This is a genomic window from Streptomyces sp. NPDC087440 (assembly GCF_044744005.1).
Classification (GTDB): Bacteria; Actinomycetota; Actinomycetes; order Streptomycetales; family Streptomycetaceae; genus Streptomyces.
In genome coordinates this window covers 1-18,644 of record NZ_JBIUXN010000026.1, presented here as the reverse complement: position 1 = coordinate 18,644, position 18,644 = coordinate 1, and the positions used below count along the sequence as shown (strand labels likewise).

17 protein-coding genes and 1 pseudogene are annotated in these 18,644 nt (G+C 72.6%); 8 read left to right on the top strand and 10 right to left on the bottom strand.

Annotation, left to right across the window (positions count from 1 at the left end; all coding sequences use genetic code 11):
- Window positions 1-120 precede the first annotated feature (120 nt).
- The gene (locus ACIO3O_RS36225) at window positions 121-705 is read right to left on the bottom strand and encodes a CGNR zinc finger domain-containing protein (protein WP_401753248.1); all 585 of its coding nucleotides are present in this window, start codon (window positions 703-705) and stop codon (window positions 121-123) included.
- Window positions 706-796: 91 nt separating this feature from the next.
- Here ACIO3O_RS36225 and ACIO3O_RS36220 point away from each other — a divergent pair, with 91 nt between their 5' ends.
- A complete protein-coding gene (locus tag ACIO3O_RS36220; RefSeq protein WP_401753246.1) occupies window positions 797-2,083 on the top strand; it encodes an MFS transporter in 1,287 nt (428 codons plus the stop codon).
- Here the strand turns inward: ACIO3O_RS36220 and lpdA are convergent.
- The 3 genes from lpdA to rpmB all read right to left on the bottom strand — a co-directional run bounded on the left by lpdA (window position 2,073) and on the right by rpmB (window position 4,569).
- Window positions 2,073-3,476 carry a dihydrolipoyl dehydrogenase gene (lpdA, locus tag ACIO3O_RS36215; protein WP_401753244.1) on the bottom strand — a complete coding sequence of 468 codons (1,404 nt, stop codon included), beginning with the start codon at window positions 3,474-3,476 and terminating at the stop codon, window positions 2,073-2,075. The two genes, ACIO3O_RS36220 and lpdA, sit on opposite strands and share 11 nt — an antisense overlap.
- 551 nt (window positions 3,477-4,027) lie before the next feature.
- Window positions 4,028-4,333 (bottom strand): 30S ribosomal protein S14, encoded by a 306-nt coding sequence (gene rpsN / locus ACIO3O_RS36210; RefSeq protein WP_401753242.1) that lies wholly within the window; start codon window positions 4,331-4,333, stop codon window positions 4,028-4,030.
- Window positions 4,333-4,569, bottom strand: coding sequence for a 50S ribosomal protein L28 (gene rpmB / locus ACIO3O_RS36205; protein ID WP_401753240.1), 237 nt, complete (start codon window positions 4,567-4,569; stop codon window positions 4,333-4,335). Before rpmB ends, rpsN begins: the two co-directional genes overlap by 1 nt.
- A gap of 95 nt (window positions 4,570-4,664) precedes the next feature.
- Between rpmB and rpmG the strand changes: the two genes are divergently transcribed.
- The 6 genes from rpmG (at window position 4,665) to ACIO3O_RS36175 (ending at window position 9,574) form a co-directional block, all read left to right on the top strand.
- On the top strand, window positions 4,665-4,829 hold the full coding sequence (rpmG, locus tag ACIO3O_RS36200; protein ID WP_401753238.1) for a 50S ribosomal protein L33: 165 nt from the start codon (window positions 4,665-4,667) through the stop codon (window positions 4,827-4,829).
- Between the two features lie 45 nt (window positions 4,830-4,874).
- Window positions 4,875-5,129 (top strand): type B 50S ribosomal protein L31, encoded by a 255-nt coding sequence (locus ACIO3O_RS36195; RefSeq protein WP_401753236.1) that lies wholly within the window; start codon window positions 4,875-4,877, stop codon window positions 5,127-5,129.
- Window positions 5,129-6,313: a CobW family GTP-binding protein gene (locus tag ACIO3O_RS36190; RefSeq protein ID WP_401753234.1), complete on the top strand. Its 1,185-nt coding sequence runs from the start codon at window positions 5,129-5,131 to the stop codon at window positions 6,311-6,313. The genes ACIO3O_RS36195 and ACIO3O_RS36190 overlap by 1 nt, the downstream gene beginning before the upstream one ends.
- Window positions 6,314-6,468: 155 nt before the next feature.
- Window positions 6,469-7,365 carry an alpha/beta fold hydrolase gene (locus tag ACIO3O_RS36185; protein ID WP_401753232.1) on the top strand — a complete coding sequence of 299 codons (897 nt, stop codon included), beginning with the start codon at window positions 6,469-6,471 and terminating at the stop codon, window positions 7,363-7,365.
- A 519-nt stretch (window positions 7,366-7,884) separates the two neighbouring features.
- A complete protein-coding gene (locus ACIO3O_RS36180; RefSeq protein WP_401753230.1) occupies window positions 7,885-9,090 on the top strand; it encodes a cytochrome P450 in 1,206 nt (401 codons plus the stop codon).
- A gap of 52 nt (window positions 9,091-9,142) precedes the next feature.
- The gene (locus ACIO3O_RS36175) at window positions 9,143-9,574 is read left to right on the top strand and encodes a PPOX class F420-dependent oxidoreductase (RefSeq protein ID WP_401753229.1); all 432 of its coding nucleotides are present in this window, start codon (window positions 9,143-9,145) and stop codon (window positions 9,572-9,574) included.
- A 19-nt stretch (window positions 9,575-9,593) separates the two neighbouring features.
- Here ACIO3O_RS36175 and ACIO3O_RS36170 read toward each other — a convergent pair whose 3' ends face one another.
- From ACIO3O_RS36170 to ACIO3O_RS36150, 5 genes are all read right to left on the bottom strand, one after another.
- Window positions 9,594-12,449 (bottom strand): hypothetical protein, encoded by a 2,856-nt coding sequence (locus ACIO3O_RS36170; RefSeq protein ID WP_401753227.1) that lies wholly within the window; start codon window positions 12,447-12,449, stop codon window positions 9,594-9,596.
- On the bottom strand, window positions 12,398-13,519 hold the full coding sequence (locus tag ACIO3O_RS36165; RefSeq protein ID WP_401753225.1) for an AAA family ATPase: 1,122 nt from the start codon (window positions 13,517-13,519) through the stop codon (window positions 12,398-12,400). The genes ACIO3O_RS36170 and ACIO3O_RS36165 overlap by 52 nt, the downstream gene beginning before the upstream one ends.
- Before the next feature lie 93 nt (window positions 13,520-13,612).
- Window positions 13,613-15,094 (bottom strand): VWA domain-containing protein, encoded by a 1,482-nt coding sequence (locus tag ACIO3O_RS36160; protein WP_401753223.1) that lies wholly within the window; start codon window positions 15,092-15,094, stop codon window positions 13,613-13,615.
- Window positions 15,091-16,509, bottom strand: coding sequence for a hypothetical protein (locus ACIO3O_RS36155; RefSeq protein WP_401753446.1), 1,419 nt, complete (start codon window positions 16,507-16,509; stop codon window positions 15,091-15,093). The genes ACIO3O_RS36160 and ACIO3O_RS36155 overlap by 4 nt, the downstream gene beginning before the upstream one ends.
- Window positions 16,479-16,949, bottom strand: coding sequence for a hypothetical protein (locus ACIO3O_RS36150; RefSeq protein WP_401753444.1), 471 nt, complete (start codon window positions 16,947-16,949; stop codon window positions 16,479-16,481). Before ACIO3O_RS36150 ends, ACIO3O_RS36155 begins: the two co-directional genes overlap by 31 nt.
- 359 nt (window positions 16,950-17,308) lie before the next feature.
- Here ACIO3O_RS36150 and ACIO3O_RS36145 point away from each other — a divergent pair, with 359 nt between their 5' ends.
- The gene (locus tag ACIO3O_RS36145; RefSeq protein ID WP_401753222.1) at window positions 17,309-18,100 is read left to right on the top strand and encodes a hypothetical protein; all 792 of its coding nucleotides are present in this window, start codon (window positions 17,309-17,311) and stop codon (window positions 18,098-18,100) included.
- Between the two features lie 118 nt (window positions 18,101-18,218).
- Here ACIO3O_RS36145 and ACIO3O_RS36140 read toward each other — a convergent pair.
- Window positions 18,219-18,644 (bottom strand): annotated as a pseudogene (locus tag ACIO3O_RS36140) (glutamate dehydrogenase); the annotation flags it as partial.

The following is an 18,644-nucleotide window of genomic DNA, read 5'->3' as shown; positions in this document are numbered from 1 at the left end:
GGAGTCGGGCGGGCCGCCCCCTTGCCCGCCCGTTCCGCCCCCTTGGGGCGGCCCCGTCGCCCAAGGGGGCTCGGGGGAAGGGGGGAGGTGGCTTGCACCCCCACCCCGCAGGACACCCCCCTACCCCACCCCCCTCCTCGCCCGGAAGGTCGCCGCCTTCACCCGGTTCTGGCACCCCACCGAACAGAACCTCCGCGCCCCGTTGCGTGAAACGTCCACGTACACCCGGTCGCACCGCTCCGCCGTGCACACCCCGAGCCGCTCCACCAGCGCCCCGCCCCCCACCACCATCGCCAGCGCCGTCGCACAGCTCGCCCCGACGCCCGACGCGAACGAGTCGTTCGCCCCGTGGAAGTGCAGCCGCCAGGCGCCCGCGTCCCCTCGGTCCAGCCTCGGCCGCGCGCTCGTCTCCCGCAGCAGCAGATTGACCCCGTCGGCCGCCGCGTCCAACTCCCCCGCCGCGACCGCCTCGAAGACCACCCGCATCCGCCGCGCCGTGTCCGCGAGCCGGTCCGCCGCCCCGGCCGTCTCGACCCGCGCCAACGCCGATCCCCCGTCCTGCGGAACCGCCGCCTCGACGGCGGCCCACCGCTCGGCCCCCGTGGGCACCACGTATGGACGCCCCCGCGCCTCACCCTCCGTGAGCGCGTTCACCAATGCGACGGCATGTTCCAGCCGCGTCACCACGTGACTGTCGAACACCACTTGACCAGTCACCCCTTCCGGCATAGTTTCCGTAACCGACGTTACCCGATTCGCCAGTTACGCAGAAGCCGCCCCGCCCGAAGGGAACGCCATGCTCCGCAACGCCTCGCGACGCAACTCCCCACCCCGCACCCCCCTCCCCCGCACAGTCCACCTCCTCGTCACCGCCCGCGCGATCAACCGTCTCGGCGCCTTCTCCCTCCCCTTCCTCACCGTCCTGATCAGCACCGAGTACGGCGCGAGCACCGCGACCGCCGGTGCCCTCTCCGCCGCCTTCGGGCTCGCCACCATCCCCTCCCGGCTGGCCGGCGGCCGCCTCGCCACCCGGATCGGCCGCCGCCGCACGATCGTGCTCGGCCTGACCGGCTGCGGACTCGCCCAGCTCGGCATCGCCGCCGCCGGATCACTGCTCGCCGTCGCCGTGTTCGCGATCCTCCTCGGCCTCGCCTTCGAGCTGTACGAACCGCCCAGCCAGGCCCTGATCGCCGACGTGGTCGCCCCCGCCGAGCGCGTCCGCGCGTACAGCCTCCTGAACGCCGCCCTCGCGATCGGCGGCACCGGCGCGGGCCTGATCGCCGCGGGCCTCGGCCGCTGGGACCTGCGCTGGCTCTTCGTCGCCGACGCGCTCACCTGCCTGGCCTGCGCCCTGATCCTGCGCCTCGCCCTGCCCCCGGACCGCCCCCACCCCAAGTGCCGTGCACAGCAAGAGACTTCAGTCCGCCCCTGGCGCGACCCCGCCCTCTGGGCCATGTTCGTGCCCGGCACGGCCTTCGCCCTGGTCGCCATGCAGGTCGTCATGGCCCTCCCGCTCACCCTGGAGCGGCGCGGCTTCGAACCCGCCGACGCGGGGCTCCTGTTCACCACCTCGGCGCTGACCATCGTCGCCGCGCAGCCCGCCCTGCGCCTGCGCCGCCTCGCCGCCCTCGACAACTCCCGTGCGCTGGCGCTGGGTTACGTCGTCATGGCGTGCGGCCTCGCCTGGTACGCCGTCGCCCGCGACCTGCCCTCCTTCGTGCTGGCCACCGTGCTGTGGGGCCTGGGGGACGCACTGGTGATGGGGCGGGTGTTCGGCGTGGTGGCGGGCATCGCACCGGCGCACGGCACCGACCGCTATCTCGCCGCGTACGGAATCAGCTGGGGCATCGCCACGGTCGCGGCCCCGCTCGTCGCGACGCAGCTGCTGGTCCACGCGGGCGTCACGCTCGCCTGGGCGGCCCCGGCGATCCTGTGCGCGGCACTGGCGACCGTACAACTCCTGGTCGTACGACCCCTGATCGCACGGACGGAGAAGGAGCCGGAAACGGACGAGCGGTCCCGGGAGGAAGCCTCCCGGGACCGCTCGTCGCACCGGCAGAAGCCGCGCGGGATCAGAAATTGATCATGTGCCCGGCGAGCCCGTGCACCGCTTCCTTGACGGCCTCGCCCAGCGTCGGGTGCGCGTGCACATTGCGCGCGACCTCGTGGACGGTGAGGTCCCACTGCTGAGCCAGCGTCAACTCCGGGAGCAGCTCGGTGACATCGGGACCGATCAGGTGCGCGCCGATGATCTCGCCGTGCGTGTTGTCGCTGATGAGCTTGACGAAGCCGGTCACGTCGCCGAGCCCGTGCGCCTTGCCGTTGGCGGTGAAGGGGAACTTGGCGACCTTGACGTCGAAGCCCTTCTCCTTGGCCTGCGCCTCGGTCCAGCCGAAGCTGGCGATCTGCGGCTGCGAGTAGGTGGCGCGCGGGATCATCGGGTAGTCGAGTTCCATCGTCTCGGCGTCCGCGAGGGTCTCGGCGGCGATGACACCCATGGCCTCGGCGGTGTGCGCGAGCATCAGCTTCGCCGTCACGTCGCCGATGGCGTAGATGTGCGGCACCGAGGTGCGGCAGCGGCCGTCGACGTCGATCGCACCGCGCTCGGTGACGGCGACGCCGGTCGCTTCGAGCCCGTAACCCGTGACGTTCGGCGCGAAGCCGATCGCCTGGAGGACCTTGTCGGCCTCCAGGACCTTCTGTGCGCCGTCCTTGCCGGTGACCGTCACCTTGACCTGGGCACCGGACTCGTCGATCGACTCGACGCGGGTCGAGGTGAGCACCTCGATGCCCAACTTCCGGTACTGCTTGGCCAGTTCGGCGGAGACGTCCGCGTCCTCCAGCGGGGCGATCCGGTCCAGGAACTCGACGATGGTGACCTTCACGCCGTAGTTGTGCAGGACGTACGCGAACTCGATGCCGATCGCCCCCGCGCCCGCGATGACGACGGACTGCGGCACGTCCTCGGCGAGGATCTGCTCCTCGAACGTCACGACGCGCTCGCTGCGCGCGGTGCCGGGGAGCAGCTTGGGGGTGGCACCGGTGGCGATGATGCAGTTCTCGAAGGAGATCTGCCGCGTGGTGCCGTCGCTGCCGGCGACCTGGAGGGTGTTCGCGTCCAGGAAGGTGCCCCGGCCGTCGATCTCCGTGATGCCGTTCTTCTTCATGAGGAAGTGGACGCCCTTGACCCGGCCGTCCGCGACCCGGCGGCTGCGTCGGAACGCCTCGCCGTAGTCGAAGGAGACCTCGCCGTCGACCTTGATGCCGAAGGTCTTGGCCTCGCGGGTGAAGATGTGCGCCAGCTCGGCGTTGCGCAGGAGCGCCTTGGTCGGGATGCAGCCGACGTTCAGACAGACGCCGCCCCAGTACTTCTCCTCCACCACCGCGACCTTCTTGCCCAGCTGGGCCGCGCGGACGGCGGCGACGTAGCCACCGGGTCCCGCCCCGAGGACGACGACGTCGAAGCGCTCTTGCATGGAAGTTCCCCTCTGATCAGACCACTGTGCCGCGCCCGGCCCGGGTGACGAGCCACGGTGCGTGGTGCGTGACGGGTCACGTCACGTGCTGCGCCACTCACCGCGTTACGTCCAACCGCCGCGCCCCGGAGATCATTCCGGGGCACCACGGGCACGTCACACGGTAGCGGCAACCGGAGTTGCACTTGCTGCCGCGGTGGCGAACCGCACCGTGCGCCGGGCCTGGTGGCGCAGGGGCCCCGCGCACTAGCCTGGAAGTTCCACGGCGGCGGGGGGCGAGGACGATGTCCTGGGCGACGGCCAGATGCCAGTGCGGCGACGCACGCTTCCGGCACGGCGAACCACGGTACGCGGGGCCCTGCGGAGCCTGCGGCTGCGAGGCCTTCGCGAACCCGAAGCCGCTGCCGCTCCCACCGGAGCCGCCGCCGTCGCCGCCCCTCGAAGCGCACCCGTCGTGCCCGACCCAGGAGCCCGGCTGCAACGGCATGCACCCCACGATCGGCTGGTGAACGGGGTGGGCGGTACGCACACCGCCCACCCCCTCCGGCTCCTCACCAGGACGACTTGGTGACCCCCGGCAGGAACCCCGCATGCGCCTGCTCGCGCATCCGCACCCGGGAGAGGCCGAACTTCCGCAGGTGGCCGCGCGGCCTGCCGTCCACGCTGTCCCGGTTGCGGACCCGGGTCGCGCTCGCGTCGCGCGGCTGGCGGCGCAGCTCCGCGACGGCCGCCGCGCGCTCCGCCTGAGTGGCGTCGGTCCGGCGCAGGACCCCCTTGAGTACGGCCCGGCGGGCCGCGTACCGGGCGACGGTCGCCCGCCGCTGCTCGTTCTTCGCGATCTTGCTCTTCTTCGCCATCAGACCTTCCCTCCCCGGGCCCTGATCCGGGCCACGGCCGCCTCGATGCCGATCACGTCGACTGTCTTGACCCCGCGTGCGCTGAGGGTGAGCCGGACGTTCCTGCCCTCGCCGGGCAGCCAGTAGCGCTTGTGCTGGATGTTCGGGTCGAAGCGGCGCGAGGTGCGCCGGTGGGAGTGGGAGATGCGATTGCCGAAGCCCGGTTTGGCTCCGGTCAGCTGACAGTGCGCGGACACGGTCGGTACCTGCCTCTCTCGTCTGCACGGCCGGAAATCACCGGCGGGAAGAAACCACTATTGGAAATGGTTCCCGTTTTCAGTATGATAGCGGCATGGCTCGCAACGAAGTACGCCCGATCATCAAGCTCCGCTCCACGGCGGGCACCGGCTTCACCTACGTGACCCGCAAGAACCGCCGCAACAACCCCGACCGACTGGTCCTGCGCAAGTACGACCCGAAGGTCTCCCGGCACGTCGACTTCCGCGAGGCACGCTGACCGCCCGCCCACTCTCGTCACACTCTCTCTTCGGAGGAACTCCCCATGCAGCACGGCATCCACCCCGCCTACGGCCCCGTCGTCTTCCGCGACACCGCCGCGGGCTCCGTCTTCCTCACCCGCTCCACGGCCACCAGTACCAAGACCGTGGAATGGGAGGACGGCAACACCTACCCGGTGGTCGACGTCGAGATCTCCTCGGTGAGCCACCCCTTCTACACCGGCACCGCCCGCGTCCTGGACACCGCAGGTCGCGTGGAGCGGTTCGAGCGGCGGTACGGCCGCCCCGAGGCGAAGTGATGGAGGCGTCGCCGGAGGCCCTCGGGCCTCCTCCGCTCGCGGTCGCCCTGGTCGGCGGGCTCCACGCGGACGCCCGCCGCCAGGTGGTGGACCGGCTCCTGGCGGCCGTCCCCGGCAGTGTCGCGCTGCACCACGACCTCGCGGAGGCGGCCCGCGCGCCCGGGTCGGGGGCGGTGCTGCGCACGGTCCGCGACGCCACGGGCGAACTGACCCGGGGCGAGACCCCGCTGGTCAACGACTGCGCGTGCTGTGCCCTGCGCGCCGACCTGCTGCCCGAGCTGCGGCGGATCGCCGCGCTCGGACTCACCCGGCTCGCGGTCGTGGAGCTGTGGGACTCGGTGGAGCCGCGTGCGATGGCCGAGGTCGTCGCGGCCCACGGTGGCGGGAGCCTGCGGCTGACCTCGGTGATCACCGCCGTCGACCCCGCGCTCGTACTCCCGTACCTCGGCAACGGGGACGACCTCGCGGCGGCGGGTCTCGCCGTCGCCGCGTCGGACCGGCGGGCGGTGGGCGACACGTGGGCGCGACAGCTGGAGTACGCCTCCGTGCTCGCGCTCGTCGACGACGGCCACGGGGACGCGGAGGACCACGCGCTGCTGACCCAGCTCCACCCGACGGCCCGCCACGTCCCCTCCCGTTCCGTCGATCTGGTACGGGAAGCCTTGGCCGGATTCGACGTGGAGGCCGCGGCTGCGGCTCAGCATCCCGCCTGCGCCCGGCTCCCCCAGGAGGCGGACGAGGCCGGGGTGGGCACGCTGGTGTGGCACCGGCACCGCCCCTTCCATCCCGGCAGGCTCTTCGACGCGCTGGAGGAGCTGTGCTGCGGGGCGGTGCGCAGCCGGGGCCGTTTCTGGCTCGCGGACCGCCCGGACACGCTGCTGGCCTGGGACTGCGCGGGCGGCGCACTGTGCGTGGAGGCGTCGGGGCCGTGGCTGGCGGGCCTGCCGGACGCGGCGTGGGAATTGGAGTCGCCGATCCGGCGGACGGCCGCCGCGCTGGACTGGCACCCCGAACACGGGGACTGCTGCCAGCACTTGGTGTTCACGTCGCCGGGCCTGGACCGGGAGGGGCTGAAGCGGCTGCTGGACTCCTGCCTGCTGACGGACGCGGAGTACGCGGCGGGGCGGCGCGGCTGGGAACAACTCCCGGCGCCCTTCGACGTATTCCTCGAACCGGCCCGCTGAGGAGCCCTGCGGCGACCGTGTCCCGTACCGCGCGCCCGGTGGCCGGTCGGGATTCGAAGAAATGTGCCGCGCGGGCGATGAGTTCTGGATCTCTCCGGGGTCTACCTTTCAGAAACCACGACAGCTTCCCCACCGGACATCCCCAGGAGCCCACCATGACCACCACCCCCTCCTCCCCCTCTCCCTCCTCCCCCTCCCCCGAAAGCCACACGCTGTCCGTGCCCGGGGCCACGCTCACCTACGACGTCCGCCCCGGCTCCGGCGGGGGCGCGCCCCTGCTCCTGGTCGGCTCGCCGATGAGCGCCGCCGGATTCGTCTCGCTGGCCTCGCACTTCACGGACCGTACGGTGATCACGTACGACCCCCGGGGCGTCGACCGGAGCAGCCGCACCGACGGGGCGACCGAGTTGACCCCCGAGGAGCACGCGGAGGACCTGCGCGCGGTCGTCGAGGCGGTCGGCGCGGAGGAGATCGACGTCTTCGCGAGCAGCGGCGGCGCGGTCAACGCGCTGGCCCTGGTCGCGCGGCACCCCGCCCTGATCCGTACGCTCGTCGCGCACGAGCCCCCGCTCGCGGAGGCGCTGCCGGACCGGGACATCGCCCTGCGGATCTTCGCGGACATGCGCGAGACGTATCTGCGCGACGGGTTCGGGGCCGGGATGGCGAAGTTCCTCGCGGTGGTGGCGCACAAGGGGCCGTTCCCGGAGAACTGGACGGACGGGCCCGCGCCGGACCCGGCGGCGTTCGGCCTGCCGACGGAGGACGACGGCTCGCGCGACGACGCGCTGCTGGGCCAGAACATGCGCGGCTGCACGGGCTACCGGCCGGACTTCGACGCCCTGCGGGCCGCGTCGACGCGGGTCGTGATCGCGGCCGGGCGGGAGTCGGAGAACGAGATGACGGCGCGGGCGGCGGCGGGGGTGGCGGAGCGGCTGGGGCTGGACCTGGCCTGGTTCCCGAGCCATCACGGCGGCTTCCTCGGCGGGGAATTCGGCCAGCAGGGCAAGCCCGCAGAATTCGCCAAGGCCCTGCGGGCGGCGCTGGAGTCCTGAGGCCGGGGTCCGAGCCCCTTCAGGGGCGCGGGGAACTGCGCGCCCAGCCACCCACTCACCTGCACGGACCCGTGCAATGGCCGCGCGGCGAGCGCTTTAGGTGGGGGGGCGGGTCTGGGGCCTCTCTGCCTGAGCAGCCCGGGGCTTTCGCGTCCGGCACGGGGGTGGGCCGGGGCCCCCTGGGACGCGCGTCCGGAGCAGGCGCTCGGCCAGGGGCCGGTGCCGGGCTGACCCGGCGGCGAGAGGGCCGGGAGCGGGGTGACCCGGAGTCGGGCGGGCCGCCCCCTTGCCCGCCCGTTCCGCCCCCTTGGGGCGGCCCCGTCGCCCAAGGGAGCGGGGCGGCAAGAGGCGAAGCCAAGGGGACGGGGCGGCCGAGGGCGGAGCCCAGGAAACGGGGGAACAGGGGGACGGGGCCCGCGGCCCGAAGGGGCCCGTGGGCCGAGGGGAGCCGGGTCCTCCGGTGGGGGTGGCAGGCAGGGTGGGCTGGTCAGGGACCCACAGGCCAGCTAGCGTCCGCACATGGACGAGTTCGACCCCTGGTCAGCAGATTTCCTCAACGACCCCTACCCCGCCTACACCACCCTCCGCTCCCACACCCGCGCCCACCTCTTCGAGCCCACCGGCCAGTGGCTGATCCCGCACCACGCCGACGTCTCCGCCCTCCTCCGCGACCGCCGCCTGGGACGCACGTACCAACACCGCTTCACCCACGAGGAGTTCGGCCGGACCGCCCCGCCCCCGGAGCACGAGCCCTTCCACACCCTCAACGACCACGGCCTGCTCGACCTGGAGGCCCCGGACCACACCCGCATCCGCCGCCTGGTCTCCAAGGCGTTCACCCCGCGCACGGTCACCCGGCTCACCCCGTACATCGACGAGGTGGCCGCCGGCCTCGTGGCGGGTCTCGTCGCGAACGGCGGCGGGGACCTCCTCGCCGCCGTCGCCGAGCCGCTGCCCGTGGCCGTGATCGCGCAGATGCTGGGCATCCCGGAAGCGGACCGGGCACCGCTGCGCCCCTGGTCGGCCGACATCTGCGGGATGTACGAGCTGAACCCCTCCGCGGAGACGGCCGCGCGGGCCGTCCGCGCCTCCGTCGAGTTCACGGCGTACCTCCAAGACCTGATCGCCTTCCGCCGCCGCTCCTCCGGCGACGACCTGCTGTCCGGTCTCATCGCGGCGCACGAGGACGGTGAGCACCTCACCGAGCAGGAGGTGATCTCCACCTGTGTCCTGCTTCTCAACGCCGGTCACGAGGCGACCGTGAACGCCACCACCAACGGCTGGCACGCCCTCTTCCGCCATCCCGACCAGCTCGCCGCCCTCCGGGCGAACCCGGAGGAGCTGATCCCCACCGCCGTGGAGGAGCTGATGCGGTACGACACGCCCCTCCAGCTCTTCGAACGCTGGGTGCTCGACGACATCGAGATCGACGGCGTGACGATCGCACGCGGCTCCGAGGTCGCCCTCCTCTTCGGCTCCGCCAACCACGACCCCGCCGTCTTCGCCGACCCCGAGCGCCTCGACCTGACCCGGAAGGACAACCCGCACATCTCCTTCAGCGCGGGCATCCACTACTGCATCGGCGCGCCGCTGGCCCGTATCGAACTCGCTGCGTCGATGCGCGCGTTGCTCGCCCAGGCCCCCGCCCTGCGCCCGGCCGCCGAACCCGAGCGGCGGCCGAACTTCGTGATGCGTGGGCTGCGGGAGCTGCCGGTCGAGGTCTGAGACGCGGCCGGCCCCGGAATAACCAACATGGGGAAGGGACTTGGAGCTGGACATGACCTCTTCCTCGTTCGATCCGCGTGCCCTCCTCGCCGCCAGCCGCCTCGGCGTGCTCGCCACGATCAAGGCGGACGGGCGGCCCCAGCTGTCCCCCGTCCAGCCGTTCTACGACGCGGAGACCGGCATCCTGCACGTGTCCATGACCGAGGGGCGCGCGAAGACGGCGAACCTGCGCCGCGATCCGCGCGCCACCCTGGAGGTCACGAGCCCCGACGGGGCCTCGTGGGCCACCGCCGAGGGCGTCGCGAAGCTCACCGGGCCGGGCACCGACCCGCACGGCCCGGAGGTGGAGGCCCTGGTGGACTACTACCGGCGGGCCGCCGGGGAGCACCCGGACTGGGACGAGTACCGGGCGGTGATGGTCGCCGACCGCCGCGTGCTGATGTCGGTCCCGGTGGACCACGTGTACGGGGCGACTATCCACTGAGCCGGGACGCGGGCCACCGTCAGGCCGTCGCCAGCAGCGCCTCCCAGGCTCGGGCCGTCTCCGGGAACCCGTCCAGCAGCACCGCGCCGCCGGGCGCGGCGTCGGCCGCCTGCCACGGGTCCGTGCAGCCCAGCAGGGCCGCCAGCGCGTCGCAGGTCGCCGGGTGTGCGGCGAGCAGGGCGGCACGCCCGGCCTCGGGGGCGGTCGGCTGCCCGGTGGCTGCCGGCCGCTCCTGCCACGGCGGCGTCCACGCGTCCAGGGCCGCGAGCCGTCCGGGGAAGACGCGCCCGGCCTCGCGGGTGAGGCGGGCGGCCAGGTCCGCGCCGTCCGCGCGCAGGGTGGTGATCAGGGTGGGCAGCCACGGCAGGAGCACCCGGTCGGGGAGGCGGGCGAAGGCGTTCGACACCGCTTCCACGACGAAGTCGACCAGTTGCGGGACCGGCTCCAGGGCGTGCAGCAGCCCGCTGAGGTAGCGCGGGTAGGCGGGCAGGACGAGGGGGTTGGCCAGCAGCGCGTCGCAGCGGGAGCGCAGTGCGTCGCGGGTGAGCAGGCCGAGCTGGACCTGCGCGGCCCACAGCAGGGCCGTGCGGGACTGCTCCTGCGGGTGGGACTGGGCGACGGCCAGCTCCAGTTGCGTACGGTCGCAGCCGAGCGAGAGCGCCAGGCCCTCCATGCTGAAGAGGAAGCCCAGCATCGCCGCGACCTGCCGGGCCGTGGCGTCCTCGTCGGCGAAGGCGGTCGGCAGCAGCGTGCAGTAGTGCGCGTAACCGGCCTTGACGAAGGACTCGATCCACTGCGGGAGCGAGGGCTCCGAGGTGCGGTAGTACGCGAGCAGGCGGCGGACCCTGCGCAGCACGTCGGGTGCGCCGTCGACGGTGCGTTCGGCGGCCAGGACCTCCAGGGCGCGGGTGCCGAGTTCGTCGGCGAGGCGGCGGCTGCGCAGGTACAGGGTCGCCTCCTCGACCGCCTGGAGGACGGTCGCGGTGGTGGCCTGCGGATCGTAGGCGGCGCGCCGCAGCCGCTGTTCCATGACCTGTTCGAGGCTGACGCCCTCGTAGCCGAGCTCGATGAGGGCGCGCTGGTGGGTGCCGAGGGCGAGGTCCCAGGACTCCTGGAGGGACTGTTCGCCGAGGGTGCGTTCGCCCATGATGGGGCGGGCGGCGCCGTGCGGCAGCAGGCGGCGCAGCATCCAGAGCACGTCGGAGCACTGCCGCAGCTCGGGCTGTCCGGCGAGGTCGAGCAACGCCCGCTTCACACCGCGCTGTTCGAGTTTGAGGCCGAGCGGGGCGAGCCGGTCGTGCACGTCGCGTGCCAGGGGCGGCAGCGCCTCGTACCCGACCCGGCCGATCCTGTCCCCGCCCATCATGATCTCGACGAGCCTGCGGACGTCGCGCCTGCCGGGCACGCTGTCCTTCTCGATGCAGGTGACGGCCGCGTCCTGGAAGTCGTACGGGGTGGGCCTGGCGCGCTCGCGCATCCGGGCGAGCAGGATGGACGTCTCGTACACGGCGATGGCGTCGGCGGTCGAGGCGAGGTATCCGGCCTTGCGGGCGGCGCGGACGATCTCCACGGACCAGCCGAGGAGTTCGGCCTCGTCCACGGCGTCCACGACGGGTGCGCGGTGCAGGAAGCCGGAGAGCCGGTCGGCCGGCTCCGGGGCGGGGACGGCGGCCACCGCCCGCGCCTTCGCGGGCTTCTTCGTCCCGGCCTGTCCTGCGAGCCGGTACGGCTGCACCTTCGTACGCTTCAGGTTCTTCGCCCACTGGGTGGCGGCGATCGACACCGACCCGGCGGCCAGGCCGAACTGCGCCTCGATCGCGGCGTGGCTGGACGGGATGAGCCCGTACTGCCAGGTGCTGCCGCTGGGCGGTGTGATCACGAAGCCGTCGCTGCCGTGCAGCCCGAACTCGGCGACCCGGCTGGCGGCGTGGAACGCGCCGCAGACGTACAGGGCGTCGTCCGGGTCGGTGCCGGTCTGGGCGAGGTGGGCGCGCATCCGCGTCCACATGTACCGCTCGCGGTCCTCGTCCACGTCGACGCGTCCCGGGTCTCCCGGGGCGAGCCTGCGGAACAGGCTGCCGATGAGGAACATGACCTGGCGGTACGTGTCGTGGTCGACGTCCGCCGCGCCGAGCGGCTCCTCTACGAAGAGGCTCCACCATTCCCCCCAATGACGCACCCTGCCGTGCCGCAGGAGGTGTTCCTCCAGTTCGGCGAAGCGCGGGCGCAGGTCGCCGATCTCGACGCCGACCGCGTCGCCGTGCAGCGCGGCCTCCTCCTCGGCCGGCGGGGCGTCGGGGTCGGCCGGGGTTTCGGCGGTGTCCTCGCGGGTGCGCCACTGGAAGACGTGGTCGGAGGAGCGGTCCACCAGGACGAGTTCGACACCGGGGGTGTCGAGTGCGTACGCGATGGCCTGGTACTCGGCGGAGGCCTCGGTGATCGGGGCGACGACCGACAGCGGTGCCCAGTCGGCGGGGAAGCCCTCGACCTCGGCGGCGAACGCCTGGACGGCCACCGGGAGGCGGCAGTTGCGCAGCTCGGTGAGGAGCGGCGCCATGTCCTCGCAGAGTTCGAGGTAGACGACCTTGGGCTGCTTCTCGCGCAGGCGGCGGGCCATCGCGGTGGCGGAGGCGGGCGAGTGGTGGCAGACCGGGAAGATCTCCAGGGGCTCGCGCGCGGCACGGTCGACGTCGTCCACGAGGCCGAGGAGGATGCCCTCCAGGGCGCCGGGCCCGTCGGCGAACTCGCTGGCCGCCTGCTGGAGTTGGGTGCGCAGGGCGTCGAAGTCGGCCCCGGCGGCGGAGGCCCGCTGGACGGCGGCGGTCACGACAGGGTCGCGATCGCGTCGCGGCCGCCTTCGAGGAACTCGGGCCATTCGCCGCCCTCGTCCTTGCTGCGCGGCTCGACGACGCCGTGCAGGTACTTGTTGAGGATCGCCAGGTCCTCGGGCTCGCGGCGGGCGAGAGAACCGACCAGCGAGGAGGCGAGGGTGCGGGCGGTGAGGGCGCGTTCGCCGAAGAAGTTGCTGTGCAGGATGGAGTCCTCCAGGACGCCGATCTGTTCGGCGGTGGACAGGGCCGACTCCAGCTTCTCGTCGTCGCTGCCTGCTGCTGCGGCGGAGGCGCGCAGGTCGGCGAAGCTCTGGAGGAGCACGTCGAGGAGGGTGGGCGGCACGTCGAGTTCGATCTGGTGGCGGCGCAGCAGTTCCTCGGTGCGGAAGCGGACGATGTCGGCCTCGCTCTTCTTGTTCGTGACGACCGGGATGCGGACGAAGTTGAAGCGGCGCTTGAGCGCGGAGGAGAGGTCGTTGACGCCCCGGTCGCGGCTGTTGGCGGTGGCGATGACGGAGAAGCCGGGCTTGGCGAAGACGATGCTGTCGTCGCTGTCGCTGTCCAGTTCGGGTACGGAGATGTACTTCTCGGAGAGGATCGAGATCAGCGCGTCCTGGACGTCGCTGGTGGAGCGGGTCAGCTCCTCGAAGCGGCCGATGCGGCCGGACTCCATGGCGGTCATGATCGGCGAGGGGATCATCGACTCCCGCGACTGGCCCTTGGCGATGACCATCGAGACGTTCCACGCATATTTGATGTGATCTTCGGTGGTCCCGGCTGTGCCCTGGACGACGAGGGTGGAGTTGCGGCTGATCGCGGCGGCCAGCAGTTCGGCGAGCCAGCTCTTGCCGGTGCCGGGGTCCCCGATGAGGAGGAGCCCCCGGTCGGAGGCGAGGGTGACGATGGCGCGTTCCACGATGGACCGCTCGCCGAACCACTTCTGGGAGATGTCGCGGTCCAGGCCGTCGGCCCGCTCGGAGCCGAGCACGAACAGGCGGACCATCTTGGGCGAGAGCCGCCAGGAGAACGGCTTGGGGCCGTCGTCCACGGACTCCAGCCAGTCCAGCTCCTCGGCGTACTTGATCTCGGCGGGGGCGCGCAGCAGGTCGGACATGTCGGTGCCTTTCGGTAGGAAGCGCACGGTGATGGGGCGTGCGGGAGTCAGGTGGGAGCGAACGGGGTGTGCGACGTGCGCGGGACGGCGGGCTCAGCCCAGGAACGTCTTGAGTTCGTGCACCAGCTTGCGTATGTGGCCGGAGAGGACCGGCGTACCCAGATCCTTGAAGCGCTCGCGGAACCACGGGTTGACCTCGCCGCGCCCGGCGCTGGTGACGGAGCCGACCGGGATGAACTTGGCGCCCGAGGCGTGGATCGCGGCCATGCTCGTGAAGAGCTCGGCGCACTGCCACTCGTAGAAGTCGGAGATCCACACCACGACCGTGTTGCGCGGTTCGGCGATCTTCGGCTGTACGAGGTTCATGGCGCAGGTGCCGTCGGTGCCGCCGCCGAGCTTGGTGCGCAGCAGCGTCTCGAACGGGTCATGGGCCCAGGGCGTCAGGTCGAGCGCCTGGGTGTCGTACGCGACGAGGTGGACATCGACCTTGGGGAGCCCGGCGAAGATGGATGCCAGGATGGTGCAGTTGACCATCGAGCTGACCATCGAGCCGCTCTGGTCGACGACCACGATCAGGCGCTGCGGGGTGGTCTTGCGGGCGGTCTGCTTGTAGAAGAGGCGGTCGACGTAGAGGCGCTCCTGCTCGGGGTCCCAGTTGGTGAGGTTCTTCCAGATGGTGCGGTCGAGGTCGAGGTTGCGGTAGACCCGCTTGGGCGGGACGGACCGGTCGATGGCGCCGACGCTGGCCTTCTCCACCTGGGTGCGGAGCACTTGGGCGACCTCGTCGACGAACTGCCGGATCAGCTTCTTGGCGTTGGCCAGGGCGATGCCGGAGAGATTGTTCTTGTCGCGCAGCAGTTGCTCCACGAGGGACATGCTCGGGGTGAGCTTGGCGGCGAGCGCGGGATCGGCGAGGACTTCGCGCAGGTGCATGCGCTTGACCAGGTCGGCCTCGATGGAGCCGAGTTCGGGGCCGATCTCCGGGATGAGCCGCCCGAGGTCGGGCAGCGGGCCGCCGCCTCCGCTGCCGGTCGGACCGGCCGCTCGGCCCGTGCCGCCGCCGGGCCGTCCGCCGCGCAGTTCGCCGGGGCGGCAGCCGAGGGCGCGTTCCAGCCAGCCCGCGTCGGACTGCCAGGTGGCCAGTTGGCCTGCGGAGACGTTGCCGGTCGTGGGGGCGAAGACGTTGAGCAGCACCTTGGAGACGAGCGCCGCCCGCCGTACCTCGGCGGCCCGGTCCCGGCCCTCGCCGTCCTCCTCCTCGCCCTGCGGGGTCATCAATCCGTCGAATTCGGCGGCCAGTTCGGGGTTGCGCTGTACGAGGGTGTCGACGGACTCCCGTGCGTCGAGCACGCTTGTGGGCAGCCCGAGGTCCTCGACGACGGCGAGACTCGCCGACTCCAGGTTCGGCTGCTCCTCGGGGTCGAAGAGTCGGGACAGCAGCCTCCAGTACTGGACCTGCCTGCGGCTCTCGTACGAGACGGCCTCCGCCCCGGTGCCGGCCTCGGCGCCCGCGTCGGCACCCACCGCCGTGTCCGTCCCGGCATGCGCGCCGGTGTCCGTCCTTCCGGTCGTCATTTCCGCAGCAGCCTTCCCGCTCGTTCGCGCAGTACGGCCGCCGCGTCGGTGGCCGCCTTCTCGGCCCGGGCCCCGGCCTTGTCGGTGGTCCCGCCCGCCCACGCCCCGGCGTGCACGCCGACCGGCTTCTTGCGTACGAGCGTCTCCACCGCGAGCGGTTGGAGCCGGAACTCCCCGGCGTCCCAGCGCAGCAGCCCGATGCAGGCCCGCGAGGCGGCGACCGACTTCGGGGTGAGCGGTCCGGCGGCCGGAATCCGGTCCACGTCCACACCCAGGCGCTGTCCCGCGACGTCGAACGTCACCGTGTCGCCGTCCGCCTCCGTCCCGTACCCCTCCAGGAACACGGGGACGACGAGGCGGGCCGGATGCCGGTCCAGCGGTGCGGTCCGGGGGCCGGTGGCGGCGGGCAGGGCCACCCGCGCGGTGGTGAGTGCGTCGGCGGGCTCGCCGGTCCTGGCGTGCGCGTCGTCCCAGAGGAGGTCGCCCTCGGCGGTCAGCGGCATGCCGGTGAGCTGCATCGCACGCCCCTCGCCCGCGGCGGCCAGCAGTGACATGTGCGGCCGCAGCAGTTGCCAGAGCCCCGCCCCGACGACGGTGTCCGGCTTGGGGGCCGACACGCTCGCCCGTACCAGCCGGGACGGCGACCCGTCGGCGGGCTCGAACACGGCGTGGACCTGGGCCTGCACGGCGGTGGCGTGCTCCTGGAGGTCGACGCCGAGCGGCAGCAGCCGCCCGGTGACCGGCTCGGCCCCGGCCACCGCGCCCGTCCCCGGCACGGTCAGCAGCAGCGCCCTGGCCCACAGGTCGGCCCACCTCCGTACCGGAAACTCCTCGACGGTCGCACCGGGGCAGGACGCGGCGAGTTCGGCGGCGAACCCGTCGAGCAGCGCGGCGAGTCTGCGCAGCGCGGGGTCGGCGAGGAGCGCGGAGACGACCGGTGCCGACGCGGAGACCGCTTCGTGGTCGAGCCCCCGCCAGCCCGTGCGTGCCAGGTCGGCGAGCCAGGACCGGGCGGCGGCCAGCACGTTCGCCGAGCTCCCCGCGTCCGGGGCAGGGAGGTCCTCGACGAAGGGCTCCCGCCCGGTGGCCGCCTCGACGCGTGCCGTCAGCGCGTCGTGCACGGCCCCGAGGAGGGCGGCACGGGCTGCGGCGAGCGCGAGGAAGTCGTCCTCGCCGCCGCCTCCCGCAGCGGTCTTCTCGGCGGCCTGGGCGACCCGCGCGGCCAGCGGGCTGCCGACGACGGCACGGGCCAGCTCGGCCAGCCCCTCGGCCTGTGCGGCGCCCGGCCGCAGCAGCCCGTCCACCAGTACCCGGTCGAAGGCGTCGACGGCGGCCAGCGCTTCGCCGAGCCCGGCCACGTCCTCGGTCAGCAGATCGGTACGCATCACGCCACCGCCCGGGTCGGCGGGAACCAGTGCATCTCGGGCAACGGCTCGGTGGCCGGCGCCAGTTCGAGGTAGGCGAGGTGCCGCAGGAAGCGGCTGAAGACCGATGCGGCGGCGGAACTCTCCCCGAGGGAGGGCCGGGTGGCGGTCATGGCGGTGACGAGGTCTGCGGCGACGGCCTCCGGCCCGGCGATCTCGACGCGCAGGTAGCGGGCGACGCGCTCGGCCCCGTACTGCACGACCGCCTCGGTGAGCAGCGCGCGGATGTGGTTGCAGTAGCTGGACCTGAGGCCGCCGCACGGGCGGTTGTTGTTGGTGCTGCACGTGTACGCGAAGTCCTTGGCGGCGACCGAGGACACGTACACCCGCTGGATGTCGGAACCGCTGGAGACGACCCCCTGGAGCCGTCCGTCGGCCAGTTCCACGAAGGGCACCTTGGCCAGCTTCCGGGGCCGGGCGGGAGCGAGCACGCGCACGGTGCTCGACCTCTCCCGGTCGGGCTGGGACCGGTCGGGCTGGGACGATTCGGACGGAGCCCGGTCGGGCCCGGCCCGCTCGGGCCGAACGCTTTCTGACGTCACGCCAACTCCTTTGCTCCGAGGTACGCCGAACACCGGGGCACGCCTCACCAAGGCGCCCCCGTCCGTTCGGCGGGACATGAAACGAACATAGACGCGACCACTGACAACGCCCCTCGGTGGCCGAAAACCACTCTTGCGCCGTGTGGGGAAGGCGTGAAGATTCACTCGTACTCGTTGGGGATCAACAGGCTGACAAGGGGCGGGCGTTGAACAGGAAGCACACGTGGCGTGGGGCACTTCGCGGGGCGATGACACTGGCCCTGGCCCTCACCGGAACGCTCGCCCTGACCTCATCGGCCGAGGCGGCACCCCCGACGACCACCACCGCGACCTGCGCTTCCGACCCCCAGGCACAAGGTCAGCGGGGCGCGGCCATCAGCGACCTCGTCTCCGTGCCGCGCACAGACGGCCGGGTCGAGCAGTTCCAGACCTTCAACGACCCGACCTCGATGAGCGGACTGCCGTTCGTCTGGCAGCGTTCGCAGCCCGCGCCCGGCGCCGCCTACGGGAACTGGGTCCGCGTGAGCGCGTCGACCGTCGGCCCCAAGCTGTACGGCGTCACCGGCATCGAGAACGCCGCGGGCGGCATCGAGCTCCTCTGGTCCACGTACGGCACCTTCTGCCACTCCGCCCTGTCCGCCTCCGGCACGGGCTGGTCCGCCCCCACCGGTTTCGGCCTCCAGCCCGCGGCGTACCACGGCGGGGTGACCCTGCACCGCCGCAGCAACGGCACGATCCTCGCCGTCGCCTCCTCCACCACGGCGGGCCGCGCGGCCGAGTCCCGGGCCCTGTACGCCTCCGACGCGGCGGCCGGCACCTGGCAGCCGGTCGCCCCGGCGGGCTCGATCGCCGAGCCGGGCGTCGGCCTCAGCCAGCCCGAAGTGACCGGCGAGTCCCCGGACCACCGCATCACCGTCAAGGCCCGCGAGTGGAACCGCGACCGCTACTGGACCCTGACCGAGTCGGCCCCCGACGCGGGCACCCCGTCGGGCGGCTGGAACGCCCAGTGGACCCTGTGCGCGACCCCTGCCTGCACCTGAGCAACTTGCCCCTGAGCAAGAGGCACCTGAGCAAGAGGCATCTGAGCAAGAGGCGCTCCAACGGCGTGCGCCCCTCTCCCGACGGTCCGGGAGAGGGGCGCACGCCGTGGCGGTCGGATCAGATCAGCCCCTGTGCCTGCATCGCGTCCGCGACCAGCTCGAAGCCCGCGATGTTCGCGCCGACCACGTAGTTGCCCGGCACCCCGTAGCGCTCCGCCGTGGTGAAGCAGGCCTCGTGGATGTGCCGCATGATCTCCTCCAGCCGCTCCTCGGTGTGGGCGAAGGTCCACGAGTCGCGCGAGGCGTTCTGCTGCATCTCCAGCGCGCTGGTCGCCACCCCGCCCGCGTTCGCCGCCTTCCCGGGTGCGAACGCGACGCCCGCCTCCTGGAAGATGCGTACGGCCTCCGGAGTGGTGGGCATGTTGGCGCCCTCGGCGACCGCGCGGACACCGTTCGCGACCAGGGTCCGCGCGTCGCTCTCGTCCAGCTCGTTCTGCGTGGCGCAGGGCAGCGCCACGTCGCACGGCACATTCCAGACGCCCCG

Bases quoted from the DNA above. Each gene is read 5' to 3' on its own strand.
- ACIO3O_RS36170 (WP_401753227.1), bottom strand. From the start codon at position 12,449: ATGGCCCGAGTTCCTCGAAGGCGGCCGCGACGCGATCGCGACCCTGTC.
- lpdA (WP_401753244.1), bottom strand. From the start codon at position 3,476: ATGCAAGAGCGCTTCGACGTCGTCGTCCTCGGGGCGGGACCCGGTGGC.
- ACIO3O_RS36165 (WP_401753225.1), bottom strand. From the start codon at position 13,519: ATGTCCGACCTGCTGCGCGCCCCCGCCGAGATCAAGTACGCCGAGGAG.
- ACIO3O_RS36195 (WP_401753236.1), top strand. From the start codon at position 4,875: ATGCAGCACGGCATCCACCCCGCCTACGGCCCCGTCGTCTTCCGCGAC.
- ACIO3O_RS36145 (WP_401753222.1), top strand. From the start codon at position 17,309: ATGACACTGGCCCTGGCCCTCACCGGAACGCTCGCCCTGACCTCATCG.
- ACIO3O_RS36220 (WP_401753246.1), top strand. From the start codon at position 797: ATGCTCCGCAACGCCTCGCGACGCAACTCCCCACCCCGCACCCCCCTC.
- ACIO3O_RS36190 (WP_401753234.1), top strand. From the start codon at position 5,129: ATGGAGGCGTCGCCGGAGGCCCTCGGGCCTCCTCCGCTCGCGGTCGCC.
- rpmG (WP_401753238.1), top strand. From the start codon at position 4,665: ATGGCTCGCAACGAAGTACGCCCGATCATCAAGCTCCGCTCCACGGCG.
- rpsN (WP_401753242.1), bottom strand. From the start codon at position 4,333: ATGGCGAAGAAGAGCAAGATCGCGAAGAACGAGCAGCGGCGGGCGACC.
- ACIO3O_RS36185 (WP_401753232.1), top strand. From the start codon at position 6,469: ATGACCACCACCCCCTCCTCCCCCTCTCCCTCCTCCCCCTCCCCCGAA.
- ACIO3O_RS36160 (WP_401753223.1), bottom strand. From the start codon at position 15,094: ATGACGACCGGAAGGACGGACACCGGCGCGCATGCCGGGACGGACACG.
- ACIO3O_RS36175 (WP_401753229.1), top strand. From the start codon at position 9,143: ATGACCTCTTCCTCGTTCGATCCGCGTGCCCTCCTCGCCGCCAGCCGC.
- ACIO3O_RS36180 (WP_401753230.1), top strand. From the start codon at position 7,885: ATGGACGAGTTCGACCCCTGGTCAGCAGATTTCCTCAACGACCCCTAC.